We start from the raw sequence: 22,106 nt of genomic DNA, 5'->3' as shown, positions 1-22,106 counted from the left end.
TGCTTGCTTTCAAGTCTTGATGTCAGGTCTGAGCGCCGTTGTTTTCGCCTTTGCAAAGCGCAAGCCATGCTCTTGCAGCATGCGAGAGAAACGCACCCTTGCGCCAGACCAGCGCCATGTCCCAATTCATTTCTACATCGCTGATACGATGGATGCGGATGCCGGGGCTTTTGCGTTGCTCGGCGATCATTTGCGGCAAGAAGCCAATGCCCATGCCAGCGGCCACCAGCTCGACAATAAAATCGATCTGGCTGGAACGAACAGCGATGTGCGGAAACAATCCACGCTGATGACATGCATCGAGAATGATATGATTGAGCGCGAAGCCGCTTTCAAAAAGAATGAAGGGCAGGCTGGCAATATCAGACAGGGGAATGCCGCCATCGTCGGTGAAGCTGTGATTGGCTGGAAGCAATGCGACCACCGGCTCGCAGCGAACGGCCTGCCACTCAAAGCTTTCCTCAACCGGCAACAGAGATGCGGCCAATTCGACGTCGCCAGCCAGCAGCAGTTCTTCAAGACGCTTGCTGCCGTGTTCGACGAGCTGAATGTCGATGTCGGGATAAAGCTTGGTAAAGGCTGCAAAGACCGGGGCGAACAACACGCTGGAACCGATCGGTGGAAGGCCCAGCCGCAGAAGGCCGCGCTTCAAGCCGCGCAATTCGCCAAGCTCGCTCAGCATGTCGTCTTTTTCGGTCAGCATGGCGAGCGCGCGCCGATAGACGATCTCGCCCGCACTTGTCAGCCGGGGAGGGGTAACTTCACGGTCAAGAAGGATCAGCCCGAGTTCTTCTTCGAGCTGCCGCACCGTTTTGCTGACGGTGGATTGGGTGGCATTGATGGTGCGGGCAGCAGCCGAAAAGCCGCCCTGACGCACCACTTCCACGAAAGCCTGAAAGCCGCGTAAGTTCATAAGCTATTCTATTATGGAATAGCTGCAATGAAATCAATTCATTTCTGGAATGGCAATGCTGCGCCTATAGTGGATTCATATCACCTGCATTGGAACATGACCATGAGCACCCATAATCTGACAGTCCGTTTTCGCTATGCGCTGCATAACAGCCGCCTGATGCAGATTGCGACATTGTTCGGCTTTTGGCTGGCAGGTGAAGCTTTTGTCCGTCTGGTCGGCCTACCGCTGCCGGGCGGTATCGTCGGCATGGCGCTGGTTCTGGCGTTGCTTCTGAGCGGACGCATCAGCCTGTTCAGCATGAAGCGTGGTGCCGAATGGTTTCTGGCAGAAATGTTGCTGTTCTTTGTACCTGCGGTTCTCGCCGTTCTTGAGCATCAGGAACTGCTTGGAATGCTCGGCGTGAAGATCATGGCCGTTATTCTGGTTGGCACGCTGACCGTCATGACTGTGACTGCGCTGACAGTTGATATGTGCTACCGCCTGAGTGTGCGTTATGCCGCTAAGTAATCCTTATGTGGCGATGCTGTTCTGGTCAGCTGCCACAATCCTGCTTTATCTGGCGGCAAAGCGCGTTTATCGTCGTTTTCCGATGTGGTGGCTGACGCCGCTCGCCGTCACGCCATTATTGCTGATGGCGCTTCTCATTGGCATGAATGAAAACTACCGCAGTTACTTTGGCGCAACGCACTGGCTTGTGGCGTTGCTTGGGCCTGCAACGGTGGCTTTCGCCATTCCGATCTATCAGCAGCGGGCAACCATTCGCCGTTATTGGCCGGTTTTGCTGGTTGGTGTGGTGATGGGTAGTTCGTCAGCCATGCTTTCTGCATGGGGGCTGGCGCATCTGCTTGGTCTTAATGAAGCGATCAGTCTCAGCCTGATGCCGCGCTCGATGAGTACGCCTTTTGCCATGACAGTTTCCGGCGATATTGGCGGCACGCCTGATCTGACTGCGATTTTCGTGGTTATTACCGGCGTGTTTGGCGCAGCACTGGGTGAACTTATGCTCAATTGGCTGCCCCTTCGTTCAACACTTGCACGTGGCGCGCTGTTTGGCATGGGTGCGCATGGTGCAGGCGTCGCCAAGGCGCATCAGATCGGCAGAGAAGAAGGTTCAATTGCCGGTCTCGTGATGGTTCTGGTCGGACTGGTCAATGTTCTGGCTGCGCCCTTCATCGCGCATCTTCTCTGAAACACTGTTTTTGCAGAATAATTTTCTCGACCTGCTCATTCTGTGAGCAGGTTTTTTACATTCGTAATTTTGCAACAAACTTAAGCATCGGCGTATTTGCATAACTGTTATGCGTTATTGGCCGTTGTTGAATAAAGAGGCTCAGGGTAAACATTGGCCATCGGGTTCACTCCTCCTCCCAGAACCCGATGACGGATACGGCACTCCTCCTCCCAGCCGTATTCAAGATCAGGCCGCGCATCCTCCTCCCGCGCGGCCTTTTTCTTTTTTAAACCTCCCAAAAAAGATCCCGAAATTGTTGACAGTGCGTTGCCGCGTCACCGTATAGGCAATAGCAGAAATGTGAACTATCTCTCCTGCAACATCAGTTTTGCGGCAATTCAATCCATCAGGACATTGTCGCCAAGAAATGCGGGAGTTAGAACTATGACCAGCGGCATTCATCATCTGACTATGATTACGCGCAAGGTTCAGGCCAATGTCGATTTCTATGCGGGCTTTCTTGGCTTGCGTATTGTCAAGCAGACAGGCGGCTTCGAAGACGCTGAACAGTTGCATCTATTTTATGGCGACCGTTCCGGTACGCCCGGTTCGCTGATCACCTTCCTCGTCTGGGAAGATGGTGCGCGCGGACGCATCGGTCACGGTCAGGTCAGCGAAATTGCATTGGCCATTGATCGCGCTTCTGTTGGCTTCTGGCTGGAACGCGCATTGCGCTATCATGTACAGTCGGAAGGTCCGGTGCAGGAGTTTGGTGAGCCGGTGCTGCGACTGCGTGATCCTGATGGCGTGATCGTCAAGCTTGTTGGCAGCGATCTTGCCGCCAATGATGCATGGGTTTCGGGCGAAGTTCCAGCAGAACATGCGGTTCGCCGCATTCGTTCGGCCACGATCCTGTCTGAGAAGCCTGAGCAGACTGTTAGCTTCGTTGAGCGTTATTTCGGTTTCCGTGCGCACGCCAAGGAAGGTAATATCGATCGTCTGGTGTCCGATTCAGGCGATGCGATTGATGTGCGTGATGCAACGGGCTTCTGGCCGGGTATTCCCGGCACGGGCATCGCTGATCACGTTGCTTTTCGCGCAGCAGATATGGCCGAAGTGGAACGGGTGGAGAAGGAATTGGCTTCGCTCAATTCCAGCGAAACCAATGTCCATGACCGCAAGTATTTTGCTTCGCTCTATGTTCGCGAACCGGGCGGCACTTTGTTCGAGCTTGCAACCGACGGCCCTGGCTTTACCATTGACGAGCCGGTTGATGAACTTGGGAAGACGCTGTTTGTGCCTCCGGGTAACGAGCAGCAGGAAGCTGCAATTCGTATGCGCATGCCACAATTCTCGGCGCCGGGTGAGGAGCGGGTGATCTATCGTGATTTGCCTTTCGTGCATCGTGTGCATGTGCCGGAAAATCCGGATGGCACGACGCTGGTGCTTTTGCATGGTACGGGCGGCAATGAAAATGATCTGATGCCACTTGCTCATGAGGTGGCACCGCGCGCCACACTGTTAGGTGTGCGTGGTCGCAGCACGGAAGAAGGCACGCAGCGCTGGTTCCGCCGTATCACGATGGATCGGTTCGATCAGGATGACATTCGCTCTGAATCTGAAGCATTCGAAGCTTTCATTCACGGTGCGGTGAAATCCTATGGTCTTGACCCGGATCGAATGGCATTCCTTGGCTATTCCAATGGTGCCAATCTGATTGCTGCCTTCATGCGGCTTCACCCGCACATTGTGCGTAAGGCAGTGTTGCTGCGCGGCATTGAGGTGCTCGAACAGGCTCCCAAAGCTGACTTGTCGGATACGTCGGTGTTGCTGTTGAGTGGGGCTGACGATCTCTATAGCGGCTTGTCCGGGCCTCTGGAACAAGCATTAGATGAAGGCAAGGCCAGCCTTGATAGTCGTCGTTTGCCGGGTGTCGGTCATGGGCTTGTAAAGGATGATCTTCGGATCACACGCGACTGGCTGTCCGAACAGCTCTGATAAAACCAAAAGGCCGCTATGCAAATAGCGGCCTTTCGTGCTTTTTGTGTAACTGAGATGCCGCAATTGTTCTGGCTTTCCACAGCTCCCGATATTTAACGCTTGGCTTATTCTCTCCCTTGAAGAATAGTGCCTTCATATCTGCCCGATTGGGCGCGTTTCGGGTTTTGTCCTTTTGGGAGAGTTGAGTTTTGCGGAGCATTTTTCGTCATACCGCCCCGGCATTGCTCGTCATGCTTGCTCTTCTTGCAGGTTGCGCCAGTCGACCTGACGGTGTGCTCATCCCCATCACAGAAAGCGTTCCCGGCGCGTCAAAGGTTGACCTGATGGTCGCCACGACTCGTAAGCCGTCCGATAATCCAGGCCTGCTTTATTCCGGCGAACGTGATCAGGACATCAATCTCACTGAGATTGTTGTTTCCATTCCGCCTGACAAAAATCGCAAAGTTGGCGAAGTGCAGTGGCCTAAGAAAATGCCACCGAACCCGCTCAAAGAATTTGCAACGGTGGAAGTGAAGGCGATTAATACCGAAACCGGCGCGCGGCAATGGCTTGATCATAGCCTGCCGAAATCACGTCGCGTGATGGTTTTCGTGCATGGCTTCAACAACACATTTGAAGATTCGGTCTACCGCTTTGCGCAGATCGTGCATGATTCCGGCGCAGAAGTTGCACCTGTAATCTTCACGTGGCCGTCACGTGGCAGCGTGTTTGATTATAATTACGACAAGGAAAGCACCAATTATTCGCGCGATGCGCTGGAAACGGTGCTGCGTAAACTCGTCAACGATCCGCGCGTCAAAGACGTAACGATCATGGCGCATTCCATGGGTAGCTGGCTGACGGTGGAAGCACTGCGCCAGATGGCAATCCGTGACAAGCGCGTAGATCGCAAGATCACAGACGTTATTCTTGCATCCCCTGATCTTGATGTGGATGTGTTCAACAAGCAGTTCCGCGCCATGGGCAAAGAGCATCCGCGCTTCACGCTGTTCACCTCCCGTGATGATCGTGCACTTCGTGCTTCGCGCTTTATTTCGGGCAATGTTGACCGTCTTGGCCAGATTGACCCATCAGTTGAGCCTTATCGTTCTCAGCTGGAGCAGGCTGGCATTACCGTTATCGATCTCACGCAGCTTAAAGCGGGTGATAGCCTCAATCATGGTAAATTCGCATCGAGCCCCGAAGTGGTTCAGCTGATCGGCCAGCGCCTCGTGACAGGCCAGACCATTACTGATTCCGATATTGGTCTTGGCGAGCGTCTGGGTGCTGTGGCTCTCGGTACTGCTCAGGGCGTTGGTTCCGCCGCATCGCTGGTCGTCAGCGCACCGATTGCTGTGTTCGACCCCAATACCCGCCGGACCTACAATGAGCAGATTGATCGCTTTGGCAGAACAGTGGGCAGCACAGTGAGCGGCACGGTCGGCAACTAAACCGTGCCGCATCTTATGCATTAGCAAATGTGCAGTTGTCATATTTGAGGGAGCGCTGTAAGGCTGCGGTCGGATTGTTTTGTCAGATCATCATGCACTGAAGACGTACATAATGATCTAACGGCAAAATCTGGTTGTTGGCAGGGAGACCCTCATGCAGATCGTCCATACGATTGAAGATTTGCGTCAGGCACTGGGCGTAGCGCGCAAAAGCGGCAAATCAATCGGCCTCGTGCCGACCATGGGTTATCTCCACAAAGGGCATCTGGAGCTTGTGCGCCGCTCGCGCGCGGAAAACGATGTCACCGTCGTTTCGATCTTCGTCAATCCGCTGCAATTTGGTGCCAACGAAGACCTCGACAAATATCCACGCGATCTTGAGCGCGATGCAAATCTCTTGCGCAACGCGAATGTCGATTTCCTGTTTGCCCCTGCCGTCTCGGATATGTATCCACGTCCGATGCAAACCGTTGTCGATGTGCCAGCGCTCGGCAATCAGATGGAAGGCGAGGCGCGTCCCGGCCATTTTGCAGGCGTTGCAACGGTTGTGAGCAAGCTTTTCAATATCGTCGGTTCAGACGCGGCTTATTTCGGTGAGAAGGACTTCCAGCAACTCGTCATCATTCGCCGCATGGTGGAGGATATGGCGATCCCTGTGCGCGTGGTGGGTGTTGAAACTGTGCGCGATGATGACAATCTCGCCTGTTCATCCCGCAATGTTTATCTCACGCCTGAGCAGCGTGCTGCTGCCATCGTCGTGCCAAAGGCACTTGATGAGGCAGAGCGGCTTTATCGTTCTGGCATAGACGACCCGGAAGCGCTTGAAGCCGCCATCCGCGCCTTCATCGAAGCAGAGCCGCTTGCCAGCCCCGAAGTGGTAGTACTTCGCGATCCTGAAACATTGGAGCGCTTGACGTCGGTGCAGGGCAGGCCGGTGCTGGTTGCACTTTTCGTGCGATTTGGCTCAACGCGCCTTCTCGATAATCGTGTGATTGCGCATGTAGCGCAGGAAAAGGCCGCCTGAAATGAGTGCGACTGTTAACAAAAAACGCCTTTCGCCGAAAGCAATTCAGGCGATGAAGGGCGAACGCCCGGTGGTCAGTCTCACTGCTTACACTACGCCGATTGCCCGATTGCTTGATCCGCATTGCGATTTGCTTCTGGTGGGCGATTCCGTTGGCATGGTGCTTTATGGCATGGATTCGACGCTTGGCGTGACGCTCGACATGATGATTGCGCATGGAAAAGCAGTCATGCGTGGCGTGGATCATGCCTGCGTGACTGTCGATTTGCCTTTTGGCACTTATCAGGAATCCAAAGAGCAGGCCTTCCGCAGCGCCGCCCGCATCATGCAGGAAACTGGCTGCGACGGTGTCAAGCTTGAGGGCGGTGAGGAAATGGCCGAGACGGTCGAATTTCTCGTCAAACGCGGCATTCCGGTGTTTGGCCATGTTGGGCTGATGCCGCAGCAGGTCAATACGGTTGGTGGCTTTCGCTCACTCGGACGCGATGATGCTGAAGCCAATCGCATCCGCCGCGATGCACAGGCTATTGCCGATGCGGGTGCGTTTGCGCTGGTGATTGAAGGCACGGTCGAGCCGCTTGCTCGCGAGATCACGCACAATCTGGCGATTCCAACAATCGGCATTGGCGCGTCACCCGCTTGTGACGGACAGATTCTGGTTTCAGACGATATGCTGGGCCTGTTTCAGGATTTCACGCCGCGTTTCATCAAGCGCTTTACAGAGCTTGCACCGCAGATTTCCGACGCAGCTGAAGCTTATGCGGATGAAGTACGCGCCCGCACGTTTCCAGGGCCGGAACACGTTTTTGGCGTAAAAAAGTAGCGCACTTACGACCTGACAGCTTTTAGAAACAGATCCTGCACGCCGCGAACCATTTCATCGCGTTCTGTGATGTTGGAGCGGATTATGAAATCATCAACCGCACCATGCAGCGCATGAAACAGAAGCGTGGCGAGAAGCCGCGTGTTTTCTATTGACCAGGCGTTTGCATTGTTACCCTCGCTCAGCAGCTGATCAAGCCGCACGATTGCTGGGTTTTCCTGCATGACATGGCGCATGGGCGGATGAAAATCATGAAAAACCAGATCGTGCAGTCGATAATTGTCGAGATAGGTCGCAATGCCCGTGCCTGCCCAGACTGTAAGGCGACCGTTCCAGTCATCGGCTGGAACGGTGCTCATTTCGCTGTCGAGCCGTTCGCAATAAAAGGCAATGAAGCGCTCGCGTAAGGCGACAAGAATGTCGTCTTTGCTGCGGAAGTGCAGATAAAAGGTGCCCTTCGCAACATCAGCTTTACGCACGATTTCATCGACGCTTGTGGCCACAAAACCTTTTTCAAGAAAGATTGTTTCAGCCGCCGACATAAGCTCGCTTCGGCGAATTTCCGCCGGTTTTGTGCGGGGCTTTGTCTTGGTAGCTGTTGGCAAGTCATTCACTCCGGTTTTCAGGCTGCTTCGAGTTTTGCCCGGATTGCTGCCTTGTCAAAAGCAAGCTGATTGGGTCGAACGACCCGTTCATCCAGCCAGTGCAGCGCGGCGTCGATGTTCGAGAATGTGCCTGCGGGTACGCGAAACAGCTTTTCCGCATCCATGCGGCTTGCTTCTTCATACACGGATTCAGGCACAATGCTAATCATGCCCATGACCTGATTGCGGATACGCTCGGCATTTTGCTGAAACCATTGCTTGATTTCGCGCGCTCCGCCGTCTGGCTGCTGAAGCGCATCTTCATCAAGAAAGCGCCTTATCGCTATGAAAGGCTTTCCATCATCAAGCCATGCATTCCAGCTTTCACAGAATGCGCGCAGCTCTTCGATTGTCGAAGGGCCTTTGGCGAGCGTGACGACATAAGGCCACTGTTCGGTATTGTGAAACATGAATTCTCGCTCTCGCTGCGGCCAAAATTGTTGGCTAACCAGCATACAATTGTCTCGTTTGCATGTTTTGAGCCAGTTCAACCCGGTCGCAAGCACCGATGTCTCGTGGTTATGGGGCTTAGAGCGCGTTTCGATCTGATTGCATGAGATCGGCACTCTAAGTTTTGCAGTAACGCGCATCTTTTCCGAAAACCGCTTCACGCTTTTCACAATGCGCTCGAAAATCTGAAAGGCCAGCACGCACACATTAGCTGGCCTCCCAGGTACTTATTATAACTGACTGATAGTCAGTCAGTTATAATTTGCATGGATATATGAATAAAGCAATCATGTTTTTTGCTGAAATTTGCGTGATCTGCGAAGGGTGGTGAACGCATCATGCGGCACCACAGAATATCTGCCCGCACAACGCGGGCAGACTTTTTAAGCATCAGATTAAACGCTGCGCACTTCGCTTTGCCAGTAGCGATAAAGTGTTTCTATATCGCCGCTTGTCAGTATGGACATTGCGGCTTTCAGTTGATCGTCAGGCCAGTCCCACCATTGCATTTCCAGCAGCATATTGACGACCGGTTCATCGAAACGCCAGCGAATGGTGCGGGCAGGATTGCCGCCAACAATCGCATAGGGTTCAACATCACGCGTCACCAGAGCACGGGTGCCTATAATCGCGCCATGACCGACTTTGACGCCCGGCATGATAATGGCTTCGGAACCAATCCAGACATCATTGCCGATGACCGTATCGCCCGATGGGGCATAGCCATTCGCGCTGCCTTCAAATATGTCCACTTCTGACATGAAGAAGAACGGAAAGGTGCTGATCCAGTCGTGCCGATGCCCCTGATTGCCTGCCATGATAAAGGCTGCACCTGATCCGATTGAGCAGAAGCTGCCAATGATCAGCTTGTCGGCACTTTCATCGGGCAAAAGAAACCGGGCGCAGTCGTCGAAGCTATGGCCGTGATAATAGCCGGAATAATAGCTATAGCGCCCGACGATGATGTTCGGATTTGTAACCTGTTTGTCGAGAGTGATGCCCTTGAATGGGCTTTCGAAGTAATTTTTCATGAGAAGACTCACTGCATAAGTGCCAATCTTATGCACATCCCGAAAAGTGAAAATCAGTCTTCAGAATGACGTGCACTTGAAACGAAAGGCTTGGCATTGACCCGCTTGCATAAATGCAAACGAAAACCCCGCAAGAAACCAGCGGTTTGCTTGCGTTCATGCTCCAGGTGATTGACTGCTCAAATCACGGGAGCGCGATGCAGGGGGTACTCGAACAGTTTATCATGGGCACAAGCATAGCGCCCATGACGACGAAAGCCAAGGCAGTGGGTGTTAATCCCGTTGCTCCAGCTTTTCGCCAAAGAACGCAGCAATTTCCGCATTGATCCGCTCGTGAAGCGTGGTTCTCACAATACCCGGATTATCAATGCAGAACCCGGCAACGAGTTTTGTAAGGTCTTCGGAGCAGGGTGCGAGGAATGTGAAATGCCCGGCCTTCTCGATGACCCTCAACTCTGCATTCGGAAGCTCAGGCGCAAGCGCCATGGCATTTTCCTCAGGCGATAATTCGCCGTCCTGATCACCCACATAGATGAGTGTGGGTGCTGTAACTGATTTGAGCGTTTCAGGCGGAAAAACAAAGCTTAGCGGTGCCATCAGGACATAAGCGCTGATGCGGGGATCGGCATGTGGTGCGAGGTCCGAGCGGTCGAGCCTGATCTTGCCCTCTGCCTCGCAGACGCTGTTATCGCCGATGCGTTTTGCGCAGTAATCCTCAAAGCGCGACAGCTCCGGCTTTGCGCCTGCAAGGATCAACCCGGTCGTCCCGCCCGCCGAAAACCCGACAAAGCCGATACGGTTCTTGTCGATATGCGGAGCAAGGGCTGCATCGTCCAGCGCTGTGGAAAGGGCTGCTGAAATCTGCATCGGGCGGCCATAGGTTGAACTGACAGCCCCCAACCGGCTGGTATCGGCAAAGTTATCGCCCGCATGGGTCAGGCTCACAACGATATAGCCATTGCGCGCAAGTGATGCTCCGAGATCGTGATGCCCCCACATGCTGCCCATCGTGCCATGCGACAGCAGGATCAGCGGAAACTGCCCTTCTGCCATCGCTGCATTGGGCGATGCTGCCACCTGATAGGGGCCGATTTTTGTGACTGTTGCCTTGTCCGTGCTTGGGTAGAAAACCACAGCATCCATCGGTTGATGATCAACCGGGTCGATCACTTGCAGCCTCCTGACGCCGCTGCTGGTGAAGCTTTCTGCGCTCGCTATGGGCGCAAGGCAAACAAGAGCAGTGATCAGGGCGAACAGTCTCAACAGCATTTCAAAGCGATCCCAAAGCAGGCAAGGTGCAAAAGCAGCAAAGGGAGGCATGAGCCTCCCTTTCATAGTCGTATAGATCAGCGCTTACTTTTCGACGAAAGCCTTTTCGATCACGAAGTGACCGGCTTCGCTTTGGCTGCCTTCTTCAAGGCCAAGACCTTCAAGAATGACGCGCATGTCGGCAAGCATTTCCGGGCTACCACACAGCATCATGCGGTCGTCTTGTTCAGAAAACTTCGGCAGGCCGAGATCTTCAAAAATCTTGCCGGAGCTGATGAGATCGGTGAGGCGACCCTTGTTCCGGAAGTCTTCACGCGTCACAGTCGGATAATAGATGAGCTTCTCGCGCACCATCTCGCCGAGGAATTCGTCTTCTGGCAGTTCTTTGGTGATGAGATCGGCATAAGCCAGCTCGTTCACTTCGCGCACGCCATGCACGAGAATAATTTTCTTGTAGCGCTCATAGGCTTCAAGATCGCGGATGATTGACAGGAACGGCGCAAGGCCGGTGCCGGTCGAAAGCAGCCACAAATTGTCGCCCGGAATGAGATTGTCATAAAGCAGCGTGCCAACTGGCTTTTTGCCAACGATCAGCTTGTCGCCTTCTTTCAGGTGCTGCAAGCGCGAGGTCAGCGGACCGTCCTGCACTTTAATCGAGAAAAATTCGAGCTGTTCGTCATAAACACTGGAAGCAATTGAATAAGCGCGCAGCAGCGGTTTGCCGTTCACTTCAAGACCGATCATGATGAACTGGCCGCTCTGGAAGCGCAGGCCCTGATCGCGTGTGGTGCGGAAGGAAAACAACCTGTCGGTCCAGTGGTGAACGTCAAGAACGGTTTCCTGATAAAAATTGCTGCTCATGTCGGAACTGTCTCTGTTTCGCTTTTCACGGTGTCCGCTCAAAACAAGCGAACTTCATTTATCGCAATCATGGGGGATCGCGTCTGGCTGCCTTCAGGGTGGCTTCCGCGGTTCGTGACTGGCTGGTCCATCAGTAAAATCACGTCAAGTCCGGCCGACGACTACGGAAATCGGAATAATGCTTATGCGCCGGTACTTCAAGGGCTAATCAAGTTTTACTGGCTGCGCAATTAAATCGAATCCAAACGCGGTCTCAAGAAACCGCATTCTAATCGGGGTGACTTTCGGAGCATGTTATCCTCCAAAAGCCCGGTTTCCTATTTCAGCGTGAACTGCGCACCAGCGCGATAGCCGCAAAGAGTGCGACGCCCGACATCACGGCAAAACCGCTGAACAGCCAGAGCGCTGCATTGGCCGTGCCTGCAACCCCGCCGGGATTGCTCAACCCTGCGAGATTGGCAACCATTCCGGCAAGGGCTGCACCCATGGCCGTGGTGAACAGTTGCACTGTTGTCAGCGATGCCGAGGCCAGATTCTGATCCGCCGCATCAGCGCGTTTGAAAATGCGGGTCAGAAGATGCGGCCATGTCATGCCAACGCCAAAACCAATGACAATCATCGCAAGGCAGATCGGCAGCAGACTGGTCCAATTACCTTCACTGCCCGGAGGCACGAGGATTGCAAGCGTTATCATGCCGATAACGCCCATGACGGGAGCCGCAAGGATAACCCGGTTGACGCTTTTTCCTGTCACGCCCGATGAGCCGATAGAGCCAAGCGTCCAGCTTCCGCCCATCAGCGCTGCAAGATAGCCAGCAATCAGCGGCGACTGGTTATGCAGAACCTGAAAGAATAGTGGCACGAACACTTCCGAACTTGTGACCGACCCACCGAGAAAACCCATGGTGAGATAAAGCGCACCAAGGCGGCTCAGGCTGAATGTGCCCTTTGGCAGAATGCGTTTTGTGGATCGATGTTCAACGAAAACGAGCAGCATCAGCACGGCAGATGCGATGATAACGCCTGCCACATTCCAAAACGCGCTTGGCGAAATACTGGCAGCCGAAATAATCAGCACTGCCATGGTGAGCAAAATGAGTTGCGGCCATGCCAGGCGGTCTTTGTTTTCAGCATTGCTGATCTGCTTTGGCAAAACGATCATCGCCATCACAGCGAAGATAGCAATTACCGGCACCAGCGACCAGAAGGCGGCGCGCCATTGGCCCAGTTCGGCGAAGATACCGCCAACGGCAGGGCCAACCAGCGTTGCCACGCCCCACATGCCTGACACGAGCGCAATGGCACGCGGCCACAGTCGTTCGGTGAAGACGATGCGGATCATCGCATATGACAGCGCCAGCAACATGCCGCCGCCAAGTCCCTGCACGACGCGACCGCCAAGCATTGCAGGCATGGACGGTGCAAAGCCGCATGCAAGCGTGCCAATGGCAAAGATAATCGCTGCCACCAGATAAGCATTGCGCGGTGCAGCTTGCGACAGAAGTTTCGGCACGAGCGCCGAGCCAAGAATAGACGCGGTCACAAACAGCGCTGTGTTCCAGGCATAATAATCCATGCCGCCAATATCGGCGACTACGGTTGGCAATATGGTTGTGGCGATAAAAACATTAATGGCGTGGAGTGCTACGCCGCCCACGAGCGTCAGCGAACGGATCGCGTTTTCGCCCGCAAACAATTCTCCCCAGCCTGCGGTAGCCCCTGCTGTTACAGTGGCGGCTGGATTATCGGTCTGCATTTCTTTCCCTGGTCCTATCCCGCATTTCAGAGACGGGTTGATGCCCGTTGTCCGCACGCGTGTGCGGGTCTTATAAATCGGATTTTTGATCTTCGAAATGGGGGAGGAAGTAAAACAGCATGAATAAAAATCAAAAGGGGTTCAATTTTAAATGAAAAGCCCTATATCAAGCGCAGAAATATCCAGTCCGCCGCTGCTCTTGAGAAATTTTTCTCAAAATGTCTGTGGCGGATTTGTGTTTCTGTCACAAGCTTCATATAAGCCTCTTAATTAGTAGCCTTATATAGCTGCATAACGTGCCAGCCAGATAACTGGACAGGCCATATCCCCTAGCTGACGACCCGGAACGACTATGATCCAGACGCCATATTATTTGATCGACAAGACCAAGCTTAAAAGCAACATGGAAAAAGTTGCCTATGTGCGTGAGAAATCCGGCGCAAAAGCTCTGCTGGCACTAAAATGCTTTGCCACATGGTCGGTGTTTGATCTGATGAGCGAATATATGGACGGCACCACCTCGTCCTCGCTCAATGAAGTGCGTCTTGGCCATGAGCGTTTTGGTGGCGAAACTCACGCTTATAGCGTCGCCTATGCTGATCATGAGATCGACGAAGTTGTCAGCCATGCCGACAAGATCATCTTCAATTCGATCAGCCAGTTTGAGCGCTTTGCCGATAAAGCAGCGCATATCAAGCGCGGCCTGCGTCTTAATCCGGGCATTTCGTCTTCAAGCTTTGATCTCGCCGATCCGGCGCGTCCGTTCAGCCGCCTTGGCGAATGGGATGTCGCGAAGGTTGAAAAGGTTATGGACCGCGTTACCGGCTTCATGATCCATAACAATTGCGAAAATTCTGACTTTGGTCTTTTCGACAAGATGCTGACCGATATTGAAGAAAAGTTCGGCTCGCTTCTCCATCGCGTTGAATGGGTGAGCCTTGGTGGCGGCATTCACTTCACCGGCGACAACTATCCGGTCGATGAATTCTGCGCACGCCTGAAGGCATTTTCGGAAAAGTTCGGCGTGCAGGTCTATCTGGAACCGGGCGAAGCCTCGATCACCAAGACCACGACGCTGGAAGTGACTGTTCTCGATACGCTTTATAACGGCAAGAACCTTGCCGTCGTCGATAGCTCGATTGAAGCACATATGCTTGATCTGCTGATCTATCGCGAAAAGGCGAAGATGGCGCCAAACAATGGCGAGCACAGCTATATGATCTGCGGCAAATCCTGCCTTGCGGGTGATATTTTTGGCGAATTCAATTTCGACAAGCCTTTGGCTATTGGCGATCGTCTCTCATTTGAAGATACGGCTGGTTATACCATGGTCAAAAAGAACTGGTTTAATGGCGTGAAAATGCCAGCCATTGCCGTGCGTGAACTCGACGGCACGGTCAAGATTGTCCGCGAATTTGATTATGCGGATTTTGAAGGGTCTCTCTCCTGAGACCTGTGACGGCTTAAAAATCGCACGAACTCAACACGTTCCATAAGGCAGGAGAGCCGGGGACAGTAAATAGATGGCGGGTAACCGCTGGAAGAGGAAGCATCGACAGAAAATGAAGAAGAACGTTCTCATCATCGGCGCCGGGGGCGTGGCACAGGTTGTTGCACATAAATGTGCGCAAAACTCTGACATTTTGGGCGATATCCATATTGCGTCCCGCACGGTTGAGAAATGCCGCAAGATTATCGATAGCGTGCATGAAAAGAAGAGCCTCAAGACTGAGGTGAAGCTGGAAGCGCATGCGCTGAATGCTCTGGATATTGAAGCCACCAAGGCTTTGATTGAGAAGACAGGCGTTCAGATCGTCATCAATGTCGGCTCGGCCTTCCTCAATATGTCGGTCCTTCGCGCCTGTATCGATACGGGCGTGGCTTACATGGACACCGCGATCCATGAAGACCCGAAGAAAATTTGCGAAACCCCACCGTGGTATGGCAACTACGAATGGAAGAACCTGAAGGAATGCGAAGAGAAGGGCATCACCGCTATTCTCGGTATTGGCTTTGATCCGGGCGTGGTCAATGCCTATGCGCGTTTGGCTGCGGACGACTATCTCGATGAGGTTAAATCCATCGACATCGTTGACATCAATGCCGGTTCGCATGGCCGTTGGTTCTCGACCAATTTCGACCCTGAAATCAACTTCCGCGAATTCACCGGCACGGTTTACTCGTGGCAGGGTGGTCAGTGGCAGTCGAACAAGATGTTCGAAGTTGGCCACACATTTGATCTACCTGTCGTTGGCCCAAGCAAGGCCTATATGACCGGCCATGATGAAGTGCATTCGCTCTCAAAGAACTATCCGAACGCCGATGTGCGTTTCTGGATGGGCTTTGGCGATCACTATATCAACGTCTTCACCGTGCTGAACAATCTGGGTCTTCTGTCCGAGCAGCCAGTCAAGACCGCTGAAGGTTTGGAAGTCGTGCCGCTAAAGGTGGTCAAGGCTGTGCTGCCGGATCCATCGTCGCTGGCTCCCGATTACACCGGCAAGACCTGCATTGGCGATTTCGTCAAAGGCACTAAGGACGGCAAAGAGAAGGAAGTCTTCATCTATAACGTTGCCGACCACAAGGATGCCTATAACGAAGTGGGTAGCCAGGGCATTTCCTACACCGCAGGCGTTCCGCCGGTTGCAGCCGCAATCCTGATCGCTTCGGGCGAATGGGACGTGAAGAAGATGGTCAATGTGGAAGAGCTTAATCCAAAGCCTTTCCTCCACATCCTGAATCAGATCGGCCTGCCATCGCGCATTAAAGACGAAGACGGCGACCGGGCACTCGACTTCGCGTAAATCTAGACGTACTGATTAGAGAAAACCCCGCTTTTTGCGGGGTTTTTATTTGCAGTAGAGGCAACTATTCGAGACTTAATAACACGCACTCGCCGTTTACCTTGCCGACCAAGCTAATAGGTTTCACTGTCTTGCCTCCATCGATCGAAATCTTGACTACCAAGCTCTGATCTTCAAAAGACTTCAGTTCTTTAATGAGGTCACGTATAGACTTGTCTCTGCTTGCCCAATCACGTTTGCTGACTTCCATATATCTACCTACGTTATTTTACGAAAAATGCTTAAAGGGTGACCACGAAACACCGTCCCATCCAAGCCGACCTGTTCGCGTAGCTTATGCACATATTCAACGCATACAGTGGCGGGAAAAGTTAGTGTTACAATATTGATGAAATTTTATTGCCGCATGTGTCAGCAGCTGAGAATTTACTTCCCAAGATGTGTTGCTTCTTTATGCAAGTCTGCTATCCATTGTGCTCCAATTTTGTGCAAATCGATGCGCAGCCCGCCTGGCTCCGGATCAATTTCTGGAACATACACAACGTTCCCAATAGAAATTGAAAAACCCGAAAAGTTGGGGCGAAGTCGCTTTTGAAGCGATGAACGCTCTTAGCCGGCATGGGGCGATCGATATTCGTATCACGATGCTAAATTCCTCAGATTGACATGGTCTCTGACGTCATGGCGCGTGTTTCAGCTATGGATTGTCCGGCGGATTGACGGCCCCGGAGGATTCGGGGAGTGACTTGTGACCAATAAAGTTGATGCGGGCTTTCACGAGCCACATTTAAACAGCGTGCAGCGCTGGATGCGGGAAATGCTGGTGGCTCTGAAACTGGGTTGGCCGCTGATCCTCACCAACCTTTCGCAGGCAGCACTCACTGCAACCGATGTGATCTTCATCGGGCGTCTGGGCAAGGATACGCTTGCTTCGGCACTGCTGGCGACGAGTTTCTACCATACGCTGATGATCTTTTCGATGGGGCTGGTCTCGGCTGTTATGCCGATGATCGCCATAGCACTCGGCAAAAATCGCCATTCGGTGCGGGATGTTCGCCGAACGGTGCGTCAGGGAATGTGGTCGGCGATTATCATTTCAATCCCGATCTGGATCGTGCTGTGGCATTGCGAGGAAATATTCATTTTCCTCGGTCAGCAGCCCGATATTGCGGCGCGCTCCACCGATTTTATGCACACATTGCAATGGGCGCTGTTGCCCTATCTTTTCTATATCGTGCTGCGCTCGTTTTTTGCGGCGATGGAAAAGCCAATGTGGACGCTGCTGATCGCTGCTGCTGCCATTGGCTTTAATGCGCTTGCGGGTTGGACACTGATTTTCGGTCACTTCGGCTTTCCGCGCATGGAACTGCATGGCGCTGGTATCGCTACCACGCTGTCGAGCATCATGATGTTCCTCGGCATGGCATTTATCATGATGCGCCATCGCCGTTTCCGCCGCTATCGCTTGTTTGGTCGCTTCTGGCGCGCTGACTGGCCACGTCTGGTCGAGCTTTGGCGCATCGGTTTCCCGATGGCGCTGACCTTCGTATTTGAAACGTCGATCTTCTACGCTGCCGTTATTATGATGGGCTATATCGGGCCGACTGCCATGGCAGCGCACGCGGTTGCCATTCAGGTGGCGTCTCTTAGCTTTATGGTGCCGCTCGGCTTCGGACAAGTAGCAACCGTCCGCGTGGGGCGCGCTTACGGGCGCGGCGATCCACAGGCCGTGGCTTATGCAGGCTGGAGCGCCTATGCACTTGGCGTTGGCTTTATGGCGATCATGGGCTTGCTGATGATCCTGATCCCGCGCTTGTTCATTGGCGTTTTTCTCAACCTCAAAGATCCAGAAAACTTTGCCGTTATCGAACTTGCGGTCACATTCTTGGCGCTTGCAGCCCTGTTTCAGATCGTTGATGGCGCACAAGCGGTTGCGGCAGGCATGTTGCGCGGCCTGCGTGATACGCGCATACCCATGTATCTGGCGCTGATTGGTTATTGGGGCGTCGGGTTGCCGCTTGGCGCGTTGCTAGCGTTCCAATTTAAGCTCGGTGGCGCTGGTGTCTGGCTTGGCCTTGCAGCAGGGCTTGCAATTGTATCGGTGTTGATGACGATGCGCTGGCGGCGGTCGCTCTTGCGAATTAGCAATATTTCGGCAGCCGTATAATCAAAAGCCGCCCGCTGAAAAGCGAGCGGCTTAATTTTCGACCGGAAAATTTCTTACTTTGTCAGTGTAACAATGCGGTCAAGTGCAGAGCCAAAGCCCTTCAACGAAACCTTGAATGCAACCGGCTGGCTGGGGCTGAGCGCTGTCGTGGTCACATTGAGATTGGCGCCTGCCTTCAGGGCTGCAACCTGTTTCGCATCGAAGCTCACTGGAGCCAGACATCCCTGTGGCAGACAAGTTGAGAAGGTCAGATTCGGGCCCGCGGCTTCATCAATCTTGAGTGCGGCACCCTTTGCGAGATCAAGACCGAATGGCATCAGAAGCACGCCTTCTACCTTTCCGCCATCCACATTGCGCAGTTCTGCGGTCAGAACGCGCTGGCCGGTTTGCGAGCTATTCTGATCCTGACGCACTGCGCAGATAGTTTTATCTTTCTGTGATTGGCAAGAAACGGTCCAATCCTCATAAGTTTCCTGCAATGTGCTTGCTCCACCCGGAAGTGGGGCAGCAAAAGCTGACAGACCCGAAATGGTTGTGAATGCAACTGCAAGGCCGATGGAGCGATATTTTGTCATAAATGCAATCTCTATCTAAATTGGTGATGTGTAATGCCGATCAATCAGTTTACAAATCTCAAACAACTATTGATCACAAAATAAGAGGCTATTCAACAGGCAATATATTATTGGTATTTAAGCAAATTCAGGTGGCCTAAAAAAATAAATAGCTAATATTTTAAGTATTAATTTCTATGGGTTGGCGCTTAATCCGAGTGATGTAAGCAGTCTGATGTTGAACTTGTACTCATAGCTGAATTGCGGTTCAATCTGGGATACATAAGACTGAACCGCAGTCATTCTTTTCGGCTTACCGGTTTTCTATCGCGATAACTTCATGTGTCGATTAACATCCTTATAAAGCAGATAGCGGAACTGTCCGGGTCCACCCGCATAGCAGGCTTGCGGACAGAAGGCGCGCAGCCACATGAAGTCGCCTGCTTCCACTTCTACCCAATCCTGATTGAGCCGATAGACCGCCTTGCCTTCGAGCACATAAAGCCCATGTTCCATCACATGGGTTTCGGCAAAGGGAATGACGCCGCCCGGTTCAAACGTCACAACGGTCACGTGCATGTCGTGGCGCAGATCGTTTGGATCGACAAAACGTGTCGTCGCCCATGCGCCATTGGTGTCGGGCATCGGTGTGGGGGCAATGTTCTTCTCATTCAGGAAAAGCGGCTCCGGCACATCGAGCCCGTCGACATATTCGTAAGCCTTGCGCACCCAATGGAAACGCGCGACAGCGCTTGAATTGTTGCGAAGCGTCCAGCCGCTTTTTGGTGGCAGATAGGCATAACCGCCTTCGGTCAGCACATGATCTTTGCCCGCAAGCGTAACGGTCACTTCGCCTTCAACCACAAACAACACGCCCTGCGCGCCATCATCAAGTTCTGCGCGGTCGCTGCCACCACCCGGTTGCACTTCCATGATATATTGTGAGAAAGTTTCGGCAAAACCCGATAGCGGGCGGGCGATGATCCATAGCCGCGTCTTGTCCCAGAAGGGCAGAAAGCTCGTGACAATATCGCTGAAAGTGCCCTTCGGAATAACCGCATAGGCTTCGGTGAACATGGCGCGATCAGTCAAAATTTGCGTCTGTGGCGGCAGGCCCCCGGTTGGGGCGTAATAATTACGGCTCATGGTCTTATCCTAGTAAAGTGTCTCAGGAAGAATATCTTTCAGCCGCAGCAGCGCGATGCGCTCGACCTGTTCCGATGCGGTTTCCAGCTCCGCTTGCTTGCTGTTTTCAACGCGCCGTTTGAACGCATCGAGAATCTCGTGCCGGTTACGGCCCTTAACCGCGATAATGAAGGGAAAGCCGAATTTCTGCGTGTATGCGTTGTTAAGTTCCGTGAACGTCTTGCGCTCGCTATCCGTCAATGCATCGAGACCGGCAGATGCCTGCTCAGATGTGGATTCCGGCGTCAGCCGCTTCGCAGCTGCAAGCTTTCCTGCAAGATCAGGATGGGCGCGCAGCACGCCAAGCTTTTCATCGTCTGATGCAGCGCGGAATGCGCGAACCAGAACCGTGTGAAGGCCAGACGCAGAATCCGCCAGTTCCGTGAGGCCCATGTCATAGGCGCGTTCGGCAATCCATGGCGAGTGTTCAAAAATGCTGCCGTATCTAGCTACGAAATCCGCCTTGCTGGCTTGCGATGGCAGCACATCGACGGCCTTTGGCTTGTGATGTTCATGCCAGTGCCGCGCAATATCGACACGCTTGGCAACCCAGACCCTGTCATGGCTCTGCACATAATCAAGGAATCGCTCAAGCGCTGCCACACGACCTGGACGCCCAACCAGACGGCAATGCAGGCCAATCGACATCATCTTTGGTGCGCCTTCTGCACCCTCGCGATAAAGCACGTCGAATGTGTCTTTGAGATAGCTGTAGAACTGGTCGCCAGAGTTAAAGCCCTGCGGTGTGGCAAAGCGCATATCATTGGTGTCGAGCGTATAAGGCACGATCAGATGCGGGCCGTTTGGTCCCTTCACCCAATAAGGCAGTTCATCGGCATAGGAATCGGCGGAATAGAGAAAGCCGCCTTCCTCCATCACGAGCTTCAGCGTGTTATCAGACGGCTTGCCCTGATAGATGCCCAACGGACGCGAGCCGGTAATTTCCGTATGCAGGCGCACCGCTTCGCGAATATGTTCGCGTTCGACCTCCTCAGGCACATCCTTATATTCCCACCAGCGCAGGCCGTGGCTGGCGATTTCCCAGTCGGCTTCCTTCATAGCGCTGATGGCTTCAGGATTGCGCTCCATGGCAAGGGTCACGCCATAGACGGTGACCGGCATATTGCGTCGCGTGAAAGCGCGCCACAATCGCCAGAAGCCGGAGCGGGCACCATATTCGTAAATGGATTCCATATTGAGGTTGCGCTGGCCGTCCCATGCCTGAGCGCCGACGATTTCGGACAGCAGGTTTTCAGATGCCGGATCGCCATCGAGAATGCAGCTTTCACCGCCTTCTTCATAATTGACGACAAACTGCACGGCGATATTGGCGCCGCCCGGCCATTGTGGATCTGGTGTGTTGCGGCCATAGCCAACCAGATTGCGCGGATAACTCATATGGTCTTCCCTCGATTATTCATGGTTTTTTCTTATGATAATAAAGATTTACGCAGACTATTCCCCCTCAAAATTTTGAAAGACATCCAACGATTATCATCTTTCCCAAGACAGAGCTTCGGTGAATACTCACAATCGGGAACAAGTGTGGTTTGCAAAGGCTTGAATGTTACGCGAAATAAACCACATAAAAACAATGGCTTGTAACGGTTGCGACGGTGGGCAGATCGAATCGTGCAAGCGGCAGGAGTACAAATGGGTCAGGAAACGAGCGGTCAGGGCCGGTTAACGACGCATGTCCTCGATACGGTGAGTGGCAAGCCAGCGGCAAATCTGCGCATCGAATTGCGCCGCATTGAGAATCAGCAAACGGAAACTTTGCGCGAAATTCGCACCAATGCAGATGGTCGCTGTGATGCACCGCTGCTTACAGGCGCTGCGCTGCATCAGGGTTCTTACGAGCTGCTTTTTCACGTTGGCGAATATTTTGGCAAGAGCGCTGACGCCATTCCGTTTCTGGATGTGGTGCCATTGCGCTTTGGCATTTCCGACGAAAAGGCGCATTATCATGTGCCGCTGCTTGTTTCGCCATTTTCCTATTCAACCTATCGCGGGAGTTAAG

Annotated in this window: 20 protein-coding genes; 10 read left to right on the top strand and 10 right to left on the bottom strand. The window is 53.2% G+C overall.

Annotated elements, in window-relative coordinates; all coding sequences use genetic code 11:
* Positions 1–22 precede the first annotated feature (22 nt).
* A complete protein-coding gene (locus tag J2782_RS07150; RefSeq protein WP_310010905.1) occupies positions 23–913 on the bottom strand; it encodes a LysR substrate-binding domain-containing protein in 891 nt (296 codons plus the stop codon).
* A 102-nt stretch (positions 914–1,015) separates the two neighbouring features.
* On the opposite strand from J2782_RS07150, the gene J2782_RS07145 reads away from it, so the two are divergent.
* The 6 genes from J2782_RS07145 (at position 1,016) to panB (ending at position 7,365) form a co-directional block, all read left to right on the top strand.
* A complete protein-coding gene (locus J2782_RS07145) occupies positions 1,016–1,423 on the top strand; it encodes a CidA/LrgA family protein (protein WP_310011126.1) in 408 nt (135 codons plus the stop codon).
* Complete coding sequence (locus J2782_RS07140) at positions 1,410–2,105, top strand: LrgB family protein (RefSeq protein WP_310010904.1); 696 nt, start codon at positions 1,410–1,412, stop codon at positions 2,103–2,105. Before J2782_RS07145 ends, J2782_RS07140 begins: the two co-directional genes overlap by 14 nt.
* A 426-nt stretch (positions 2,106–2,531) precedes the next feature.
* The gene (locus J2782_RS07135; protein WP_310010903.1) at positions 2,532–4,085 is read left to right on the top strand and encodes a VOC family protein; all 1,554 of its coding nucleotides are present in this window, start codon (positions 2,532–2,534) and stop codon (positions 4,083–4,085) included.
* Between the two features lie 233 nt (positions 4,086–4,318).
* Entirely contained in the window at positions 4,319–5,518 is a 1,200-nt protein-coding gene (locus J2782_RS07130; RefSeq protein WP_310011125.1) for an alpha/beta hydrolase, read from the top strand.
* 154 nt (positions 5,519–5,672) lie between these two features.
* Positions 5,673–6,542 carry a pantoate--beta-alanine ligase gene (gene panC, locus J2782_RS07125; protein WP_310010902.1) on the top strand — a complete coding sequence of 290 codons (870 nt, stop codon included), beginning with the start codon at positions 5,673–5,675 and terminating at the stop codon, positions 6,540–6,542.
* A 1-nt stretch (position 6,543) separates the two neighbouring features.
* Positions 6,544–7,365, top strand: a complete 822-nt coding sequence (gene panB, locus J2782_RS07120) for a 3-methyl-2-oxobutanoate hydroxymethyltransferase (RefSeq protein ID WP_310010901.1) — start codon at positions 6,544–6,546, stop codon at positions 7,363–7,365.
* Between the two features lie 5 nt (positions 7,366–7,370).
* Here panB and J2782_RS07115 read toward each other — a convergent pair whose 3' ends face one another.
* The 6 genes from J2782_RS07115 to J2782_RS07090 form a co-directional block, all read right to left on the bottom strand.
* Positions 7,371–7,907, bottom strand: a complete 537-nt coding sequence (locus tag J2782_RS07115; protein ID WP_310010900.1) for a TetR/AcrR family transcriptional regulator — start codon at positions 7,905–7,907, stop codon at positions 7,371–7,373.
* Positions 7,908–7,987: 80 nt separating this feature from the next.
* The gene (locus J2782_RS07110; RefSeq protein ID WP_310010899.1) at positions 7,988–8,419 is read right to left on the bottom strand and encodes a hypothetical protein; all 432 of its coding nucleotides are present in this window, start codon (positions 8,417–8,419) and stop codon (positions 7,988–7,990) included.
* Between the two features lie 435 nt (positions 8,420–8,854).
* Positions 8,855–9,490 (bottom strand): type B chloramphenicol O-acetyltransferase, encoded by a 636-nt coding sequence (gene catB, locus J2782_RS07105; protein WP_310010898.1) that lies wholly within the window; start codon positions 9,488–9,490, stop codon positions 8,855–8,857.
* Between the two features lie 273 nt (positions 9,491–9,763).
* The gene (locus J2782_RS07100) at positions 9,764–10,810 is read right to left on the bottom strand and encodes an alpha/beta hydrolase family protein (RefSeq protein ID WP_310010897.1); all 1,047 of its coding nucleotides are present in this window, start codon (positions 10,808–10,810) and stop codon (positions 9,764–9,766) included.
* Positions 10,811–10,843: 33 nt separating this feature from the next.
* Positions 10,844–11,620 carry a ferredoxin--NADP reductase gene (locus J2782_RS07095; protein WP_094506372.1) on the bottom strand — a complete coding sequence of 259 codons (777 nt, stop codon included), beginning with the start codon at positions 11,618–11,620 and terminating at the stop codon, positions 10,844–10,846.
* Positions 11,621–11,942: 322 nt separating this feature from the next.
* Positions 11,943–13,376 (bottom strand): MFS transporter, encoded by a 1,434-nt coding sequence (locus J2782_RS07090; RefSeq protein ID WP_310010896.1) that lies wholly within the window; start codon positions 13,374–13,376, stop codon positions 11,943–11,945.
* Between the two features lie 352 nt (positions 13,377–13,728).
* On the opposite strand from J2782_RS07090, the gene nspC reads away from it, so the two are divergent.
* The 3 genes from nspC (at position 13,729) to J2782_RS07075 (ending at position 18,347) form a co-directional block, all read left to right on the top strand.
* A complete protein-coding gene (nspC, locus tag J2782_RS07085; protein WP_310010895.1) occupies positions 13,729–14,826 on the top strand; it encodes a carboxynorspermidine decarboxylase in 1,098 nt (365 codons plus the stop codon).
* Between the two features lie 112 nt (positions 14,827–14,938).
* Complete coding sequence (locus tag J2782_RS07080; RefSeq protein ID WP_310010894.1) at positions 14,939–16,180, top strand: saccharopine dehydrogenase family protein; 1,242 nt, start codon at positions 14,939–14,941, stop codon at positions 16,178–16,180.
* A gap of 808 nt (positions 16,181–16,988) precedes the next feature.
* Positions 16,989–18,347, top strand: a complete 1,359-nt coding sequence (locus J2782_RS07075; protein WP_310011123.1) for an MATE family efflux transporter — start codon at positions 16,989–16,991, stop codon at positions 18,345–18,347.
* 53 nt (positions 18,348–18,400) lie between these two features.
* Here the strand turns inward: J2782_RS07075 and J2782_RS07070 are convergent, their stop codons facing one another.
* The 3 genes from J2782_RS07070 to puuE all read right to left on the bottom strand — a co-directional run bounded on the left by J2782_RS07070 (position 18,401) and on the right by puuE (position 21,484).
* A complete protein-coding gene (locus J2782_RS07070) occupies positions 18,401–18,922 on the bottom strand; it encodes an invasion associated locus B family protein (RefSeq protein ID WP_310010893.1) in 522 nt (173 codons plus the stop codon).
* Positions 18,923–19,225: 303 nt separating this feature from the next.
* Positions 19,226–20,047: a bifunctional allantoicase/(S)-ureidoglycine aminohydrolase gene (locus J2782_RS07065; RefSeq protein ID WP_310010892.1), complete on the bottom strand. Its 822-nt coding sequence runs from the start codon at positions 20,045–20,047 to the stop codon at positions 19,226–19,228.
* Between the two features lie 9 nt (positions 20,048–20,056).
* Positions 20,057–21,484 carry an allantoinase PuuE gene (gene puuE / locus J2782_RS07060; protein ID WP_310010891.1) on the bottom strand — a complete coding sequence of 476 codons (1,428 nt, stop codon included), beginning with the start codon at positions 21,482–21,484 and terminating at the stop codon, positions 20,057–20,059.
* 255 nt (positions 21,485–21,739) lie between these two features.
* On the opposite strand from puuE, the gene uraH reads away from it, so the two are divergent.
* Positions 21,740–22,105, top strand: a complete 366-nt coding sequence (uraH, locus tag J2782_RS07055; protein ID WP_310010890.1) for a hydroxyisourate hydrolase — start codon at positions 21,740–21,742, stop codon at positions 22,103–22,105.
* Position 22,106 lies beyond the last annotated feature (1 nt).

Origin of the sequence: Brucella pseudogrignonensis (assembly GCF_031454375.1) — a bacterium.
GTDB lineage: Bacteria > Pseudomonadota > Alphaproteobacteria > Rhizobiales > Rhizobiaceae > Brucella > Brucella pseudogrignonensis_A.
The sequence above is the reverse complement of the archived record's forward strand: the minus strand, read 5'-3'. Positions and strand labels throughout refer to the sequence as shown.